The organism is Pseudoalteromonas sp. T1lg48 (genome assembly GCF_002964785.1).
Classification (GTDB): domain Bacteria; phylum Pseudomonadota; class Gammaproteobacteria; order Enterobacterales; family Alteromonadaceae; genus Pseudoalteromonas.
This window is the reverse complement of sequence record NZ_PQCC01000004.1, coordinates 61,711-77,523: the sequence shown is the minus strand read 5'-3', so window position 1 is coordinate 77,523 and position 15,813 is coordinate 61,711. Positions and strand designations below refer to the sequence as shown.

Annotated in this window: 10 protein-coding genes; 4 read left to right on the top strand and 6 right to left on the bottom strand. The window is 49.6% G+C overall.

The features are described 5' to 3' along the window. Positions 1-25: 25 nt before the first annotated feature. The gene (locus C2M29_RS05740; protein ID WP_105188846.1) at positions 26-439 is read right to left on the bottom strand and encodes a hypothetical protein; all 414 of its coding nucleotides are present in this window, start codon (positions 437-439) and stop codon (positions 26-28) included. Between the two features lie 356 nt (positions 440-795). On the opposite strand from C2M29_RS05740, the gene C2M29_RS05735 reads away from it, so the two are divergent. Continuing rightward, positions 796-1,926, top strand: coding sequence for a serine hydrolase domain-containing protein (locus C2M29_RS05735; protein ID WP_105188845.1), 1,131 nt, complete (start codon positions 796-798; stop codon positions 1,924-1,926). 241 nt (positions 1,927-2,167) lie between these two features. After that, the gene (locus C2M29_RS05730; protein WP_105189311.1) at positions 2,168-3,634 is read left to right on the top strand and encodes a DEAD/DEAH box helicase; all 1,467 of its coding nucleotides are present in this window, start codon (positions 2,168-2,170) and stop codon (positions 3,632-3,634) included. 131 nt (positions 3,635-3,765) lie between these two features. Here the strand turns inward: C2M29_RS05730 and C2M29_RS05725 are convergent, their stop codons facing one another. Beyond that, positions 3,766-5,787: a S9 family peptidase gene (locus C2M29_RS05725; protein ID WP_233998385.1), complete on the bottom strand. Its 2,022-nt coding sequence runs from the start codon at positions 5,785-5,787 to the stop codon at positions 3,766-3,768. A gap of 391 nt (positions 5,788-6,178) precedes the next feature. On the opposite strand from C2M29_RS05725, the gene nhaD reads away from it, so the two are divergent. Then, positions 6,179-7,606, top strand: coding sequence for a sodium:proton antiporter NhaD (nhaD, locus tag C2M29_RS05720; RefSeq protein WP_105188843.1), 1,428 nt, complete (start codon positions 6,179-6,181; stop codon positions 7,604-7,606). 62 nt (positions 7,607-7,668) lie between these two features. Here nhaD and C2M29_RS05715 read toward each other — a convergent pair whose 3' ends face one another. The 3 genes from C2M29_RS05715 to narL all read right to left on the bottom strand — a co-directional run bounded on the left by C2M29_RS05715 (position 7,669) and on the right by narL (position 11,768). Beyond that, positions 7,669-9,747: a TonB-dependent receptor gene (locus tag C2M29_RS05715; protein WP_105188842.1), complete on the bottom strand. Its 2,079-nt coding sequence runs from the start codon at positions 9,745-9,747 to the stop codon at positions 7,669-7,671. A 99-nt stretch (positions 9,748-9,846) separates the two neighbouring features. Continuing rightward, positions 9,847-11,082 carry a molybdopterin molybdotransferase MoeA gene (moeA, locus tag C2M29_RS05710; protein WP_105188841.1) on the bottom strand — a complete coding sequence of 412 codons (1,236 nt, stop codon included), beginning with the start codon at positions 11,080-11,082 and terminating at the stop codon, positions 9,847-9,849. A gap of 8 nt (positions 11,083-11,090) precedes the next feature. Beyond that, positions 11,091-11,768, bottom strand: a complete 678-nt coding sequence (gene narL / locus C2M29_RS05705; protein ID WP_325050581.1) for a two-component system response regulator NarL — start codon at positions 11,766-11,768, stop codon at positions 11,091-11,093. A gap of 297 nt (positions 11,769-12,065) precedes the next feature. On the opposite strand from narL, the gene C2M29_RS05700 reads away from it, so the two are divergent. Continuing rightward, positions 12,066-13,670, top strand: coding sequence for an MFS transporter (locus tag C2M29_RS05700; protein WP_233998365.1), 1,605 nt, complete (start codon positions 12,066-12,068; stop codon positions 13,668-13,670). 96 nt (positions 13,671-13,766) lie between these two features. On the opposite strand, the gene C2M29_RS05695 is transcribed toward C2M29_RS05700, so the two are convergent. Then, positions 13,767-15,647, bottom strand: a complete 1,881-nt coding sequence (locus tag C2M29_RS05695; protein WP_105188839.1) for a histidine kinase — start codon at positions 15,645-15,647, stop codon at positions 13,767-13,769. Between the last annotated feature and the right edge of the window lie 166 nt (positions 15,648-15,813).

Genomic DNA, 15,813 nt, shown 5'->3' with positions numbered 1-15,813 from the left:
CTTGTCTGCGCCACTATCAGCTCGATTAAGGCTGATTAATCACCTTTAAAATCGGGAACTTACTAAAGCCGAAGTTAAGCGTCAGTGTGACGATTTCTTTGCCGTTAAACTTGCGTTCGAACTTCATCGGGTTGATATGCTCGCAGTTGCCGAGAATGGCCACAAAATGTGTGTGATTAAGAGAGCGGCCGCCGCTTGAGCTGTTTTCTACGGTAACGATAACCTGGCGCTCGCCCTCGTCTGAGCTCATTGAGTAATAATCCAAAAGTTCAAACTCGTTTTGAAACGGGTGCAATTCTTTATCGTTCTCGCAATAGATTTCGCTGTTTTTAAACGGCGTATTATCCAGCCTTAGGGTCTTATCGGCGTCCTCGGTTTGCCCATAAGTCGATGCCATAAGCAGCGACACAGCAAAAGCTTTTGTCGTTATGTTCTTCATAGATTCTTCCTTTTATTTAGCGTCTGTGAGCGACTGGGCTCGCGCTCGCTCTTTGCCGTTGCTGTGAATCACATATTGAAGTGACCTGCTCTTATCTTGGGGCATCTTCACTCTTTTATTACCTGTATTGATAACAAAGCATACGCACTTTTGCCAGCTTCGATTTTTATCGCAACACAGCTTCCTATTTGCACGCCCGGTGAGCTCTTTTCGTTTGCGCACAGTTACTTTCGATTAAAAATGCCTTTACAATTCAACTGGCTAGATTCAGGATTCATGGTATGAACATAAGGTTGAAACAAGATATCAGCCTGACGAGGTTACATCATTATCGCTAATTGGGTTAAGGACAACGCATGGGTCTTCGTATCACCATCACACTTCTGAGTAGCGCTTTGTTTTTGCTTAGCCCTAGCGGCTATAGCCTGGCCGACACAACACACAGTAAAGCCCCTTTACAGCCCGCCCAGGCGAGTGTGAAATCTCAAATGAAGTCACAAGATCTAAGTGCCCTAAGTACCACCATCAAAGCGCTGATTGATGATGCATCACAGCCATTTAGCGGCAGCGTGATTTTGCTTGAAGATGGCAAGGCGCAATTAGCACTGCAAAAAGGCGAGGGGATTGACCAAAATTCCAGTTTCGTTGTGGCGTCCCTTTCGAAACAAATCACCGCCACCTTGGTATTGCGGGCGGTTGATGCCGGTAAGCTGGATTTAACGCGCTCACTCAATAGTTATCTTTTTGCAGATGAAACCAACGACGGCGCTAAGCATAATGCCGACAGATACGATGAGCGAATTACCCTGCATCATCTGCTCAGCCACACATCAGGCGTTGATGCTTTGGGTAAAGCCAATCGCTTTGCGCCCGGGAGCCAGTTTCAATATTCCAACCATGGTTATGCCCTTTTAGGTCAACTACTTGAAAAGGTAAACAAGCAAGCATTCGCTGAGCAGGTGGCGCAATTCGCCAAGGACAATCAGCTTAATGCGCTGTACGCCAAAACAGGGAGTATTGAGCATATTCGTCGCAACCTGCCGACACTCGCCGTTGGCTTCGATGAAGCCGAGACGCTAATTCCTGCGAACATAGATATCGACGGGTCATTACTTCCGGGTGGAGGCTTGATAGCCTCGGCACCGACTTTTGCCTCGTTTGCGCATCAATTGCATTCCGGCGAATTGCTCAGCCCCAAGAGCTATGAACTGATGACGCGCGCGCATACCAAGATGGAGTTTTTCTGGCCGAACATGAGCTATGGCTATGGCCTAAGGCTCAACAGTGACGACGACCTTACAGAATACAGTCACACCGGATATTTACCCGGGTATATGTCCATGTCGCTTCACTATCCGGAATTTAACCTGAATCTTGTGATGCTGGAAAACATCTCCCTCAATCTAGTCGATATTAACCGGGTTATGGAGTTACATACTCAGATACGCGAGGCCGTTCGCGCTCATTTACTGCATAAAAAAGGCTAATTTTGGTCATCAGCTTGGAAGGGCATGTGCATTGAATTTGGCATCAATAGTGCCCATTGGGTGTGAAATAAGTGAAAAAGTGTGGGTTATCTTTGTAATTGTGGCCAGAGTCCTTTAATCTTCGCATCCGAAACCTTTTCTGGTGAAATAACCGTCAGCCGTATTTTGCCACCCATACCGAGTTTATATGACCAACAAACAATCAGCGCCAGTGACCACTTCTATTCAATCCGACGATAATATTCAATTTAGCGACCTAGGCCTGCAGCCACAACTACTGCAAGCGGTGGAGCAGCAGGGCTATAAGCACCCATCGCCTATTCAGGCCAAAGGCATACCCGCGGTATTATCCGGTAAAGATGTGATGGCGGCAGCGCAAACCGGCACGGGTAAAACGGCTGGATTCACCTTACCCATGCTGGAAATACTCAGTAAAGGCCAGCGTGCGCAAAATAATAATGTTCGCGCCCTGGTGCTAACACCCACGAGAGAGCTCGCGGCGCAGGTCGGCGAGAGCGTTGCAACCTATGGTAAGCAGTTAGCACTGAGTTACTCCGTGGTATTCGGTGGGGTGAAGATTAACCCACAGATGATGCAGTTGCGCCGCGGTGCAGATATCTTGGTTGCCACCCCAGGACGACTACTCGATTTGTATCAGCAGAACGCCATCAAGTTTAATCAGCTCGAAATGCTGGTGCTGGATGAAGCCGATCGCATGCTGGACATGGGCTTTATTCACGATATTCGCAAGATAATTAAATTGCTACCGGCAAAGCGTCAGAACTTACTTTACTCGGCGACCTTTTCTGATGAAATTCGCGATTTAGCCAAGACCATAGTGACTGATCCGCTCGAGATTTCAGTCGTACCGCCCAATACAACGGCGAAAACCGTTGAGCAGTGGGTGTATCCGGTCGATAAATCCCGTAAAACGGCCTTGTTGAGCCATCTGATAAAAGAAAATGATTGGCAGCAGGTACTGATATTTAGCCGCACCAAGCACGGTGCCAACCGTATTGCCCGTAATCTAGAAAATCGTGGCATCCCGTCGACGGCAATTCACGGCAATAAGAGCCAGGGCACCCGAACCAAGGCCTTGGCCGGGTTTAAAGACGGCAGCATACAGGCGCTCGTTGCCACGGATATAGCCGCGCGAGGCATAGATATAGATCAATTGCCCTGTGTGATTAACTACGATCTTCCCAACATTGCAGAAGACTATGTGCACCGTATTGGTCGAACAGGCCGAGCTGGGGCTTCTGGTTTGGCTATTTCTTTTGTGATTGCCGATGATGCCAAAGATCTAAATGACATCGAAAACCTAATCCAGCAATTGTTACCAAGAAAAGTAATTGCCGGATTTGAGCCAACGAATGAGTTGCCTGAAAGTACCCTCAAACCGCTTAAGCCAAAGAAACCGAAGAAGCCGAAAAAACCTAAAGTGAGTGCTGACGGTCAAGCTCAGGCTTCAGAAAGTAACGCACAAAATGCGCCGGCTAAAAGCAAAGAACAAACCGATAGACGAGGTCACTCCCACCACGCTAACAAAGCGCGTCGTCGTCCTGCGAACTCAAACAACCAACGTAAGCAAAGTGGCGCAGGGAAGGGACAAGGCCAAGGGAAGGGACAAGGTCAGGGTCAAGGCCAGGGTGAAGGTCAAGGCAGAAGAAGTAATCAGTCTCGAAATAGACGCCCTGCAGGCAGGTAATGACTTAATTGATTGACGTGTTTGTCGGAGGGCATTTCAGATCATATTTTTACTAACTCCATACAGCCGATAATGTTAAAAAAAGCGTGGTCACTTTGGTGAGCCACGCTTTTTTTTATGCCGATGTCAGGTTATTCGGCGTCTTTCTCGCCATGCTTTTCGAACCACCAAAGAATATACGCAACCTTGGCCATCAGGTTAGACGGGCGCGCGGTGATGCCGTGGGAGGCATCGGGAATACGTACCATGGCGGTGTCCACCCCTTGCAGCTTAAGGGCCTGATAAAACTGCTCGGTTTCCGAAATCGGCGTGCGGTAGTCGGCTTCGCCGGTAAGCAGCATGGTCGGTGTTTTTACGTTACCCACATAGCTAATGGGTGAACGCTCCATATAATGCTGCATATGATCCCAAGGTTTTCCCGGGAACCAATAATCGGTAAAGAAGGGATAGAAGTCAGCAGTGAGTACAAAGCTAAACCAGTTGATCACCGGTTTGGCAACCACGGCCGCGGCGAAGCGATCGGTATGGCCGACGGTCCAGGCCGTTAACACCCCACCGCCGGAGCCGCCGGTGACGAAGAGTTTATCTGTGTCGATAAAGCCTTTGTCGATCAGGGCATCCACTCCGGTCATCAGGTCATCGAAATCATTGCTGGGGTAGTTGTGGTGTATGGTTTGCGCAAATTGCTTACCGTAGGAGTCGCTGCCTCGTGGGTTCATATACAGTACCACATTGCCTTTGGCGGCAAAGAGTTGGGCTTCGGCGCTAAAATGCGGGCCATAGTTGGCCACCGGGCCGCCGTGGATTTCCAAAATAAGCGGGTAGCGCTTTTCGGCATCAAATTCCGGCGGGTAGACCACCCAGCCCTGAATGCCCAGACCATCGTGCTTGGACTTTACCCACAGCTCTTCTACCTTACCCAGGGTTTTATCGCCCAACGCATCCTCGTTTAATTGTGTTAGGCGCCGGGTACTGCCGCGCTTATTAACGGCCACATCCGCAGGGCGCTGGGTGTCGGCCAGGGTAAAGGCCACATCACCGTTAGCGCTTACGTCAAAGTCGCCGCCGGAGTAGGGGCGGCCAAAAGAGACGCTGCCGATTTGCTCGGTGAGCACCTTACGCTTACCGCGCAGCGGCTGATAAGCCAGGGTGGTTTGGCCCTGATCGTCATAGCTAAAGTACAGGCCGCGGCCATTGTCCGCCCATTGGATCTGCTCTACCGAGCGGTCCAGATCGGCGGTGAGGCTTTGGGTGTCGGCGTTGCTTAAATCGCGAATATACAGCTGGGCGTTTTCATAGTTGGTGCCCTTATCGTCGTAACCCACGTAGGCAAGGTAGCGGCCATTAGGAGACACACTTGGGCTTCTATCCGGGCCATTACGGTCGGTTATTGCGTTGATTTCCTTGCTCTTTAAATCAAGGCTGTAGATTTCCGTGTTAATGGGTTTAAGGTCGTGCTCGCGGTGGCGGTTGGCGGCAAAATACAAGGTGTCGCCATCCTCGCTAAAGCTGAGGGCACCCCCGTGGTCAAAATCCCCCGAGCTTAACTGGGTGGCGTTGCCGCCGTCGGCAGGAATGCTGAACAAGTGGCTGTAGCCCGCCTTGCTGTAACCGGCGCCGTCGGCGCGGTAGTACACATCATCGATAAACACGGCCGGATCTGCCCATTGGGCGCCCTCGGGTTTACCCGGCAAGTTGACCGGATTTTTGGCTTTGGCGGGCACGAACATGCTGAACACCAGGGATTTACCATCCGGCGTCCAGGTCGGTTGCGATGGACTTTGGGTGAGATTACTGATTTTGCTGAGCGCACCCGTGCTTAACCATTTCACATAGAGCTGCGGGCTGCCGTCGCGGGTCGAGATAAAGGCCAGGCGATCCCCGCTCGGTGAAAGCACCGGAGCAAAGTCCTGATGCACGCCGCTGGTCACGGGCTGAAGCTGCTTAGAGCCGCTATCAACCTGCCAAATATTGCTGAACTTGCGGTCGGTTTTTATATCCATGCGGTTGCGCACAAAGTACACCGTTTCACCATCGTCACTGATGTCGATTTGATTGGCATATTCGAGATTAAATACGTCTTCCAGTTGCAGTGGGGATAGGTCGTTTGCCATCACACCCGGCGACAACGCGAGGCTTAAGGCACAAGCCATTTTGGTGATCTTCATACTCAATCCTTAGCGGTTATGTGAACCCTAGTTTTAGAATGGCTAATGATTGATTGCAACTTAATACGTTGAATTAATGCAGATAATCTGCATGCTTTAATCGTTTTATCTATTACCTATTACCTATTACCTAAAGTAAGTGATTGAGCCTACGCTAGCACTGAAATATCGCTGGCTCTTTGTGTGATTCCATTGCTAAAAGTGGGTAGCTACTGAAAGGGTCGATATACACCTTTTGCTTACATAATTGTTCGTACTTCTTGTGGTAACTTAACTGAGCACACTGGTTCCAAACGCTATTTCGAGACTTCGAATACGCTGGGACTTTACCGTTATATTCTGGGAGGGAAGGGCGAATGCAGTGCCCGTTATAACTATGACGCAACTTTTACTGATACTGTTTACCGTGCTGTGTTCGTTTTCGACTCAGGCTGGCGAATCAAATTTTGCTGCGCTGAACCTTACTCAATCTGGGGTTGGCTATGCAGCCCTCGTTATTTTCACCATTGCCTATATCCTAGTCATGGCTGAAGAAAAGATTCATATGCGCAAGTCTAAGCCTGTGCTTGTTGCCGCGGGCCTTGTCTGGATTTTAATCGCGAGCGTCTATCCGAGTGAGCATGCCGGTATTGTTGAATCAGCGTTTCGTCATAACCTTCTCGAATTTGCCGAGCTGATGCTGTTTTTATTAGTGGCGATGACCTACATCAACGCCATGGAAGAGCGGCGACTGTTTGATGCCTTACGCGGTTGGTTGCTTAAAAAAGGCTTCACTTACAGACAACTATTCTGGATAACCGGTGGCTTAGCATTTTTTATATCGCCCATTGCAGACAACTTAACCACGGCGTTGCTGATGTGTGCGGTGGTGATGAAAGTCGCTGAAAACGATAAAAAGTTTGTCGCCCTATGTTGCGTGAGTATTGTAACTGCAGCGAACGCTGGCGGCGCATTTAGCCCTTTCGGCGACATCACTACGCTCATGGTGTGGCAAGCAGGGCAAGTAACCTTCACCGAGTTCCTACGACTCTTTGTGCCCTCGGTGGTTAACTATTTGGTGCCCGCGTTAGTGATGAGTATGTTCATTGAGAACCGCACACCGACCCGAGTTGATACAGACGTAGAATTAAAGCGTGGTGCGCTCCGTATCACCTTCTTATTCCTGCTGACCGTTGCCACGGCGGTGGCGTGCCACATTGTTTTACATTTGCCACCCGTACTGGGCATGATGATGGGGTTGGGTTATCTACAGTTCTTTGGCTACTTCTTGCGCATGACCTTGCCTGGCTCTTTGGCGCGCAAACGTGCAAAGGCCGAGCTGCAAGGTGACAACAAACGGTTGGAGCAACTTGGGAGCGTGGTGCCATTTGATGTATTCAGCAAAGTATCTCGAGCCGAATGGGACACCTTGTTGTTCTTCTACGGCATTGTGTTGTGCGTCGGTGGTCTTGGCTTTATGGGGTATTTGAGTCTGATATCTGAGTCACTTTATGGCAATATGAGTGCAACGGTCGCTAACACAGTGCTAGGTGTGGTCTCGGCTGTGATAGATAACATTCCTGTGATGTATGCCGTACTCTCGATGGAGCCAGAGATGTCCCATGGCCAATGGTTGCTTATCACGTTAACAGCAGGAACAGGCGGTAGCTTATTGTCGATAGGTTCTGCGGCGGGTGTGGCCTTAATGGGGCAAGCCCGCGGTTATTATTCATTCGCTTCGCACCTTAAATGGACACCGGTCATTGCCCTAGGTTATGGCGCAAGTATTGTGACTCATCTGTGGCTGAATAAAGCGGTGTTTTAAGTTCAATGAGCCTAGTACTAGGCTCATTGTTAAATTGAGTTTCTAGGCGAGATTAACCAAGGTTAATCCCATTGATAACGAAGCGTGAACAACACCGTTCTGGGTCTGCCTGGGAAGTAACGATCGCCACTGAAAGAGGTGTAGTCGGCGCGCTCCGCATAGGCTTCATCGGTCAGGTTTTCTATACGGGCAATGGCTTGCCAGCCTTTATCGAACTGCCAGCTGGCCCGTAGGCTAAGCAGATCATGGCCTGCATAGCTGTGCAGGTTTTCGGCATCGGTAAAGTAGTCGTCCAGATGGTGCCACTGTAGCGACACTAACAGGTCAGCGCTTGGCCGCCAATTGAGACGGCTGTCGGCGATAAGACGTGGCGCTGTGTCGATAATATTGCCGCGAATATCCACCTCGCCCTGGGGTTGGCTATGGGTATAGGTGTGCAGGGCGTTGGCTATCGCCAATTGCAGACTCCAGGCGTTGTTAAACTGGTAATCGAGTTCGAGCTCAATCCCTCTGTGCTTGGTTTGACCCTGACTCACGTTAAAAAAGTCGCTGTTACGATAAATCACATTGTCCTTGTGCATCAGATAACCGGACAGGGTAAATTGCCAGTGCTTGTAATCCCCCTTTACACCCAGCTCCAGGCTGTCCAAGGTTTCGCTATCGAGTTCGGCAAGGCTTTGCTGACGTTGCAACTGATACAACTCGGCAGTATGGGGCGCACGATAGCCCTTGGCAAGATTGGCAAAGGTCAACAGTGTGGCGTTAACGCGATAACTGAGCGCCAGTTTCGGTGAGAGATCATCAAAATAACTCACGTCGCTGCCGGGGCGAGAATAACGACACCCGCCCATGGCGCAGGGCGTGCCGTCGTCCTTGGTGCGCCCATCTAGCATGCGGTTATGGTAGTCGTAGCGCTGCCATTCGTAGCGGGCTCCCAGGTTGGCTTGCCAACCCTTGTGGCGATACTGCAAGGCCACAAAGGGGGCATAGCCGGTGGCATATACGTCGTAATCGTAGTGCTTACCCTGGGGTATGGTGGCCTGTAAAAATGCTGAGCCCGAGGTCGGGTTTTCCTGAAACTGCCACAGGCTGCCCTGGGTGTATTCGGCATCGAGTCCAGCCTGTAGTCGCCAGCGTTCGTTCAACCGGTGTTGAAGCAGGGTCTGCACGCCGACACCATGCTGGGCATTGTGCTCAAGCGGTTTGCCGGGCAAAAAATGCTTGCGAAAGGTCATGCGTTGATCGCGGGCGTAGGGGATGATGGCTAGGTCGGTGAGATCACTGTATTGCCACCGCAGCTTTGACCATAAGCGCATGGCGCGATTATCGCGAAAGGCCTCGGGGTTGAGGTTTTGCTGCGTCAGTTCCGGGTTTTTATAGCTTTCAAAACCCTCGATATAACCCGCGGTTTGTTGCTTTAGGTTGGTGTAGCTAAAGCCACTTTGCAGCGTCAGGCTATCGCCGTCATAACGGTGTCTTAGGTTAAACTTTTCCTGATCCACGCTCTCGTCATCGCGATAGCCGGAATCGCGAGTGACGCTGGCGTTAAAGCCTATTCCTTGGGCGCCATAATCCTGGCCGGCGCGCAGTTTTGCGCGTTTATAGCCGTAGGAGCCCATATCAAAGGCGCCGAAACCACCACCCAGGGTTGGGTCCTGGGTGATCACATTAATCACCCCATGCACGGCGTTGCTGCCATACAGCACCGAGCCCGGCCCCTTAAGTACCTCAATGCGCTGGGCCATTTCGCTATGGGCCTCAAACAGTTCGTTGACGTTACAAAAGCCCGGCGCGCGCAACGCAATGCCGTCCTCTAGGGTTAAAATGGCGGCACAGGCGCCGGCGCCGGTATAGACGGGTGAACGTAGCGCCGGTAAATATTCCTGACCATTGCCATGTTGGATATTGGCCCCTGCGATGGTTTGCAGTGCTTTTTCTATATGCGTAGCGCCTAGCTGCGATAACAGGGCATTATTGACCGTACTGATGGACAGGGCATTAATATCATCATCGAAGGCAAAGCGCGAGGCCGTGGTTGTGATACGCTCAACATCCTGCAGTGTATTGTGTTGAGTTGTTGCCTCGGCCTTAAAAGCAAGCTGGCTGGCGAAAATGATGGTGGTGACTGTGACTAAGCGCATGTTAAGACAGAAAAATTTTTTACCAATGTTACTGTCTTAATGGCGCAGGTGCAAAACTATACGTTTGTTGGAGGCAGAGGGGCTCAAAGCCCCTTGGGCTTATAGGTATTGATAAGGAATAATCTCAACCTGTTCGCCCGCCTTCACACCCGAGCTTTGTTCTGTGAGCAGTACATGGCAATTAGCGCGGCTCAAGGCCGACAATATCCCTGAGCCCTGCTTTCCTGCAGACTCAACATACCATTGTCCCTGCGCATCCTGCGTGGTAAAGCCGCGCTGAAACTCTGTGCGCCCAGGTTTTTTACCAAAATCGACTCGAGCGACCGCCGACAATTTTGTATTAACGCCCGGTGGTTGATGAGCCATGGCTTTGAGAAAAGGAATCGCCAGTTGGTCAAACGTAACCGCCGCAGACACCGGGTTGCCTGGTAGACCGATAAAGGCGGCATCGCCGAGTTTGCCAAAGGCAAACGGTTTTCCTGGTTTTATGGCTATTTTCCAAAAATCAATGCTGCCAAGCTCGCTGAGGATTTGTTTGACATAATCTGCATCGCCAACGGAAACGCCTCCTGATGTGATAATAACGTCGGCCGATTCGCTGGCGCACAGGAAGCACTCCCTAATGGTTTGCGGGTTGTCCGCGATAATTCCCATATCAATAACTTGCACGCCTAAATTTACGAGCATGGCATGCAACAGATGGCGGTTTGAGTCGTAAATCTGTCCTTGCCCTAAGCTAGCGCCAGGCTCAACCAACTCGTCTCCCGTGGATATAAGTGCCACGGTAAGAGTTTGAAAGACTAGGGCCGTACCTATGCCTACCGCACTCAAAAGCGCTATATCACGCGTACTTACAAGATGTCCTGCGGGTAATAATTGCTGACCACTGCTAATGTCTTCGCCTTGTTTTCGAATATTGGCGTCTATCGGCGGTGGCGTACAGCATTGAATATGGTCGCCGATACGCTCTACTTTTTCCTGCATGATAACGGCAGAGGTTCCGGCTGGGATTTGTGCCCCGGTCATGATGCGGACTGCTTGCCCCGGCAGTAAGGAAACCTTTGCCGGATGGCCTGCCAGTGAGGTTCCCACAACCTCATAGTTTGTGCCTGGCTGCTGCTCATCAAGGCAGACAGCGTATCCATCCATGGCTGAATTATCATAAGGGGGAATATCATGACTGGAATAGATGGGCTCGGCCAACACCTTGCCTGGCAAGTCTTTCAGTGGCACATGTTCCGTTTTTTGTATGGGCTGGGCGCTCGCCAGCAGCTCAGCAAGCGCTTGCTCGAAAGGCTTTAGTTTCGCAGGGAGCGAATCACAATCACAATGCATAACTACCTCTAACTATTTTGGTCGACCATCCATACGGCGGCTTCAACGCGTGAGCGAAAACTCAGTTTTTTCAGCACATGTTTTACGTGCACTTTGACGGTGCCGTCCGAGATATCTAACTCCCGGGCGATCAGCTTATTACTCATGCCCTTAGCGATCAGCTTAAGTATTTCCAGCTCGCGGCTGGTGAGGCCATCGAGCGGGTTTTCCGATTTCTTATTCGGACGACGCAGTGCTGTTGCGAGTGTTTCTGTGAGGCGTTCAGATATGGCCATGCGCCCGGTAACGGCTTGCTTGATATTAACCACAATATCTTCCGGTTCCATGTCTTTGAGCAGGTAACCGTCGGCGCCATTGGTAATGGCAGCAATGACATCTTCATCATTATCAGAGACAGTCAACATGATAATGCGGGCAGTGACCCCTTGCAGACGCATTTGTTTCACCGTTTCTAAGCCATCGATCCCCTGCATATTGAGGTCGAGGATAATCAAGTCAGGATCATCTTTTAATGCGCCAGAGATAGCGTCTGTGCCGTTGCTGTATTGGCTTATTACCGCTAAATCATCTTCCATTTCGATCAGCTGTTGAAGCCCTTTGCGAAATAATGGGTGGTCGTCCACAAGCATTATGGTTGCTGGGGTATTGCTCACTTGCTGCTCCTGCTTCTGTTGTTCTTGAGTCATGATGGCGAAAAGCCTTCACTAAAAATTTGATTTAAATCATGGTTACTCTACTTTAAATTTTCACTCCTTTGGATGTTATTTATTGAACTACCCACAAAGAGGTAGTTGGGTGTCATGGTCGACTGGAGGTGAGCCCAGTAAATACGCTGGGGTCGTGCGGGCGGCATGTTTTGACCTGAAGATAAGTCTGGTCCTATCAGTCATTGTGGGTAGTAATACCTACCGCTTGATATTTATGTCTGCCTCCTCTTGGCAACGGATAGTGAGCACACTGTTCAAAAACCAAGAGATCTGATTATGAGTGATCTGAAAACGTGGGACCCGGAAAACGAACGTTTTTGGGAGTCCGAAGGTAAAAAAGTCGCGAGTAGAAACCTATGGATTTCTATTCCGAGTCTATTATGTGGCTTCGCTGTTTGGTTATATTGGGGCATCATTACTGTACAAATGCTCAATTTGGGCTTTCCATTTGCGAAGTCGGACTTATTTAGCTTGATGGCGATTGCCGGGTTAACCGGTGCCACATTGCGTATTCCAAGTAGTTTCTTTATTCGCTTATGTGGTGGGCGTTACACCATCTTTTTTACCACCGCCTTGTTAATGATCCCGGCGATAGGCACAGGCTTTGCGCTGCAAGATAAAGATACGCCTCTGTGGGTGTTTCAGGTGCTAGCCTTGCTATCGGGTCTTGGTGGCGGAAACTTTGCTTCCAGTATGTCTAATATCAGTTTCTTTTTCCCGAAGAAGAAGCAGGGCTTAGCGTTGGGACTTAATGCCGGGTTGGGTAACTTTGGCGTTACGACCATGCAAATCCTGGTGCCCTTGTTTATGACTTACAGTTTCTTTGGTGGCGACCCAATGACGCTGGTTAATACCTCGGGCACGCTCATCGGTAAAATACCTGCTGGCAGTGATACCTATATTCATAATGCGGGTTATGTGTGGCTGCTATTTTTAGTACCGCTGTTCTTCCTCGGCTGGCTGGGTATGAATAACATAACCACCGAAGAAGTGTCTCCCAACATTGATGGTCCTTTGACTAGTTTTGGCCTGATGACGGTGATGCTGTTAATCGGCTTTGCAACTGCAATATTTGGTTTATGGTTACTCTTGCCTGAAGCGGCAAATGGATCTGGGTTTGATGTTCCGAAAGAAATTGTCTTGGTGCTGGTTGTGGCTTCAACGGTATTTTTACTCAAGGCGCTGCCGGGTCAAATTAGGCAATCTCTGGATCGCCAATACAAAATTTTTAATAACAAACACACCTGGGTGATGAGCGTTATTTACACCATGACCTTTGGTTCATTTATCGGTTTTGCGGCTTCTTTCCCGTTGGCCATTAAAGTGATTTTTGGTTATCAACACGTCATGGTTGATGGCGTAATGACGCATGATACGGTGAACCCTAATGGACCGAGTGCGTTGATGTATGCGTGGATGGGACCTTTTATTGGCGCGCTTATACGTCCTGTTGGTGGCTGGATCTCGGATAAGTTTGGCGGCGCTTTGGTGACTCAAGTGTGTTCAGCTGTCATGGTGGCAAGTGCGTTAGGTGTTGCTTATTACATGAAGCAAGCTTACCAATCTGGAGCGCCTGAAGAGTTCTTTGTGCCTTTCTTTGTCCTGTTTCTTATCTTATTTGCTGCAACGGGTATTGGTAATGGTTCTACCTTCCGCACCATTGCGATGGTTTTCCCGAAAGAGCAGGCAGGTCCTGTACTGGGCTGGACTTCCGCTGTGGCAGCTTATGGCGCTTTCTATATTCCTAAAGTGTTGGGGGAGCAAATTAAAGCAACGACCCCTGAGGTTGCGCTGATTGGATTTGCCGTATTCTACGCGGTTTGCCTGTTGATTAACTGGTGGTTCTATCTGCGCAAAAACGGTGAGTTTTATAACCCTTAGACAGTTTCATCCGCAAGGTGGCAACAGCAGGCCACCGTCATCAAGAGTCCAAGTAGCCTAACAGCACTTGGACTCTTTTTTATGGGCAGTGGTGAGCTAGCTAGAAGTGGAGTCTTTCGACCATTGTTGAGGCTGCTGTGATTTACGCAGATACTCTGGGGTGAATACAAATTTAACCAGTACCCCGCCAGCGATGCCATTACTGATGGTGAGCTCACCATGCAGCGAGTGGCTTCGCTCCATCATTATCGCTGTACCATAATGGTTAAGCTGACTTTGCGCATTGCCCAAGCCGACCCCATTGTCGGTGATGGTCAGTGACACCTGTTTGTCGTCACCTTCCACAAGTTGCAATTCGACGTCGGTGCCTTTGGAGTGATTGAGGGCATTTTGCAGTGCCTCTTTGGCGATCTGCAGTATGTGTATTTCCTCATTGGCACTGAAGGGCACATTGACGCAGTCATAATGTAGTCGAATAGTCATCTCACTGCGCTCTGAGAGCTTCTCTATGGTGCTGACGAGTGCTGAACGCAGTCCGCCGTTGTCAATTTGTAGTCTGAACGTGGTGAGAAGCTCACGCAGTTGCCGATAGGCCGAGCTCAGGCCCTCTTTTAGCTCTGCTATTGGCGCTTCCACTTTTTTGTCTGTTGGCACTTGTGCAAGGCCTTTCTCCAAGCGCGTAACCTGGATTTTCAAGTAGGACAGTGATTGGGCTAACGAGTCGTGCAGTTCTCGGGCAATGATAGAGCGCTCATTCAGTAACGCTATCCGTCTTTGCTGGTCTGCTTGGGTGCTGATGCTTAATGCCAATGCCAATTGATCGGCAAACGTTTGCAGCAGATCGCGTTGCCAATCGGCAATGCTATCGTTTTTGGGCAAACTGACCACTAATACACCGAAGTTAATGTCATTACGCTCTATTGGGTAACGATGCTGCACGGCTTCAATATTATCGTCATAGTGAATACCGCCTTTGAAACAATCGTTACATTTTTTTACTTCACAGGAACTCGGAGTTGTCCTGCTGGGTTGGGTAATTATGTGTTGAAAAGGGGTATTGCCGTCGGCTGTCGCTAAACATAAATCGATATTTTTTAATTCACTCACGGTGCTGAGCTGCTTAGTGACTTCGGCATAGTTGAGCTCGCCACTATGGGACTCGTTAATTTGTTGTGCCACATCATACAGGAGCGCCAAGATATTGTTGTTACGCTTGAGCTGCAGTGTTTTTGATTCAATACGCTTTTCCAAATCGCGGTACATTGCGGCCACGCGATCATTTGCCGCATTGAGTGTTTGCGATAACAGACCGAGTTCATCCTCACGCTCGACCTTGGAGCGTTGGGTTAGGTCGCCACGGGATGAGCTACGAGCCACCAGTGTCAGTTCTTTAAGTGGTTGCGCAATATGTTGGTGAATAGAGTACAGAGAAAGGCAAATTAGCGCCAAGGTGGCGAATAGGGTGATGGTTTGAATGACTCGCAGTAAAGAGAGGCGCTGCTCTAACACACTTTGGTAGCCATTCACTAAGGTGTCTATGGCTTCTACGAAATGTTCTAATTTTGGTAAAAATGGTGCGAGAGTAAAGTTATCCCCGGCATTCAATAGCCTGGGTTTAATTTCCTGTTGCCACTGGCTACTAATGGCCAAATAGTCTTGTTCAAGCTGCTCCTGTTCAAAGCGCGCAAAATCTTTCTTTAATACCGGGTCATTCAATAGCTGTTCGAAGTTCTCTATAAGCACAGCCACTTTTTCACGGCTTTGAGCATCTCCGGTTTGTTGCGCAGTCGCCACCTGTGTGGTGATGCGATAACTCATCATTCGCAAAGAACCAGACAGGTTAATGGCCTTGCCGTCAAACTCACTGAGTTCTGAGGTATACATGGAGGAAAAAATACTCACAAAGGCCATTAAGATGACGCTCACCATCATGGATGTGATTCTAAAAACGACCGAGCGGCTGGCTTTTTTAAACATAAACTTACTCAAAATATGTAACTACCCCATAATATCCAAAAACGCGTATTTTTCGACATATTTTACGCGGACCTCATTGCAGGCGCCCAGTATAGGGGGGTGGGTAAAAAGTGACATACCACCTTGTAGGTAGCGCCCTTTGCCCCGCTTCTCTGGCGCCTAAATG

What these genes read in the sequence shown, in the direction of transcription:
- C2M29_RS05715 (WP_105188842.1), bottom strand. Translation starts at nt 9,747, where the DNA reads ATGCGCTTAGTCACAGTCACCACCATCATTTTCGCCAGCCAGCTTGCT.
- C2M29_RS05740 (WP_105188846.1), bottom strand. Translation starts at nt 439, where the DNA reads ATGAAGAACATAACGACAAAAGCTTTTGCTGTGTCGCTGCTTATGGCA.
- C2M29_RS05700 (WP_233998365.1), top strand. Translation starts at nt 12,066, where the DNA reads ATGAGTGATCTGAAAACGTGGGACCCGGAAAACGAACGTTTTTGGGAG.
- nhaD (WP_105188843.1), top strand. Translation starts at nt 6,179, where the DNA reads ATGACGCAACTTTTACTGATACTGTTTACCGTGCTGTGTTCGTTTTCG.
- moeA (WP_105188841.1), bottom strand. Translation starts at nt 11,082, where the DNA reads ATGCATTGTGATTGTGATTCGCTCCCTGCGAAACTAAAGCCTTTCGAG.
- C2M29_RS05735 (WP_105188845.1), top strand. Translation starts at nt 796, where the DNA reads ATGGGTCTTCGTATCACCATCACACTTCTGAGTAGCGCTTTGTTTTTG.
- C2M29_RS05695 (WP_105188839.1), bottom strand. Translation starts at nt 15,647, where the DNA reads ATGTTTAAAAAAGCCAGCCGCTCGGTCGTTTTTAGAATCACATCCATG.
- C2M29_RS05725 (WP_233998385.1), bottom strand. Translation starts at nt 5,787, where the DNA reads ATGGCTTGTGCCTTAAGCCTCGCGTTGTCGCCGGGTGTGATGGCAAAC.
- narL (WP_325050581.1), bottom strand. Translation starts at nt 11,768, where the DNA reads ATGACTCAAGAACAACAGAAGCAGGAGCAGCAAGTGAGCAATACCCCA.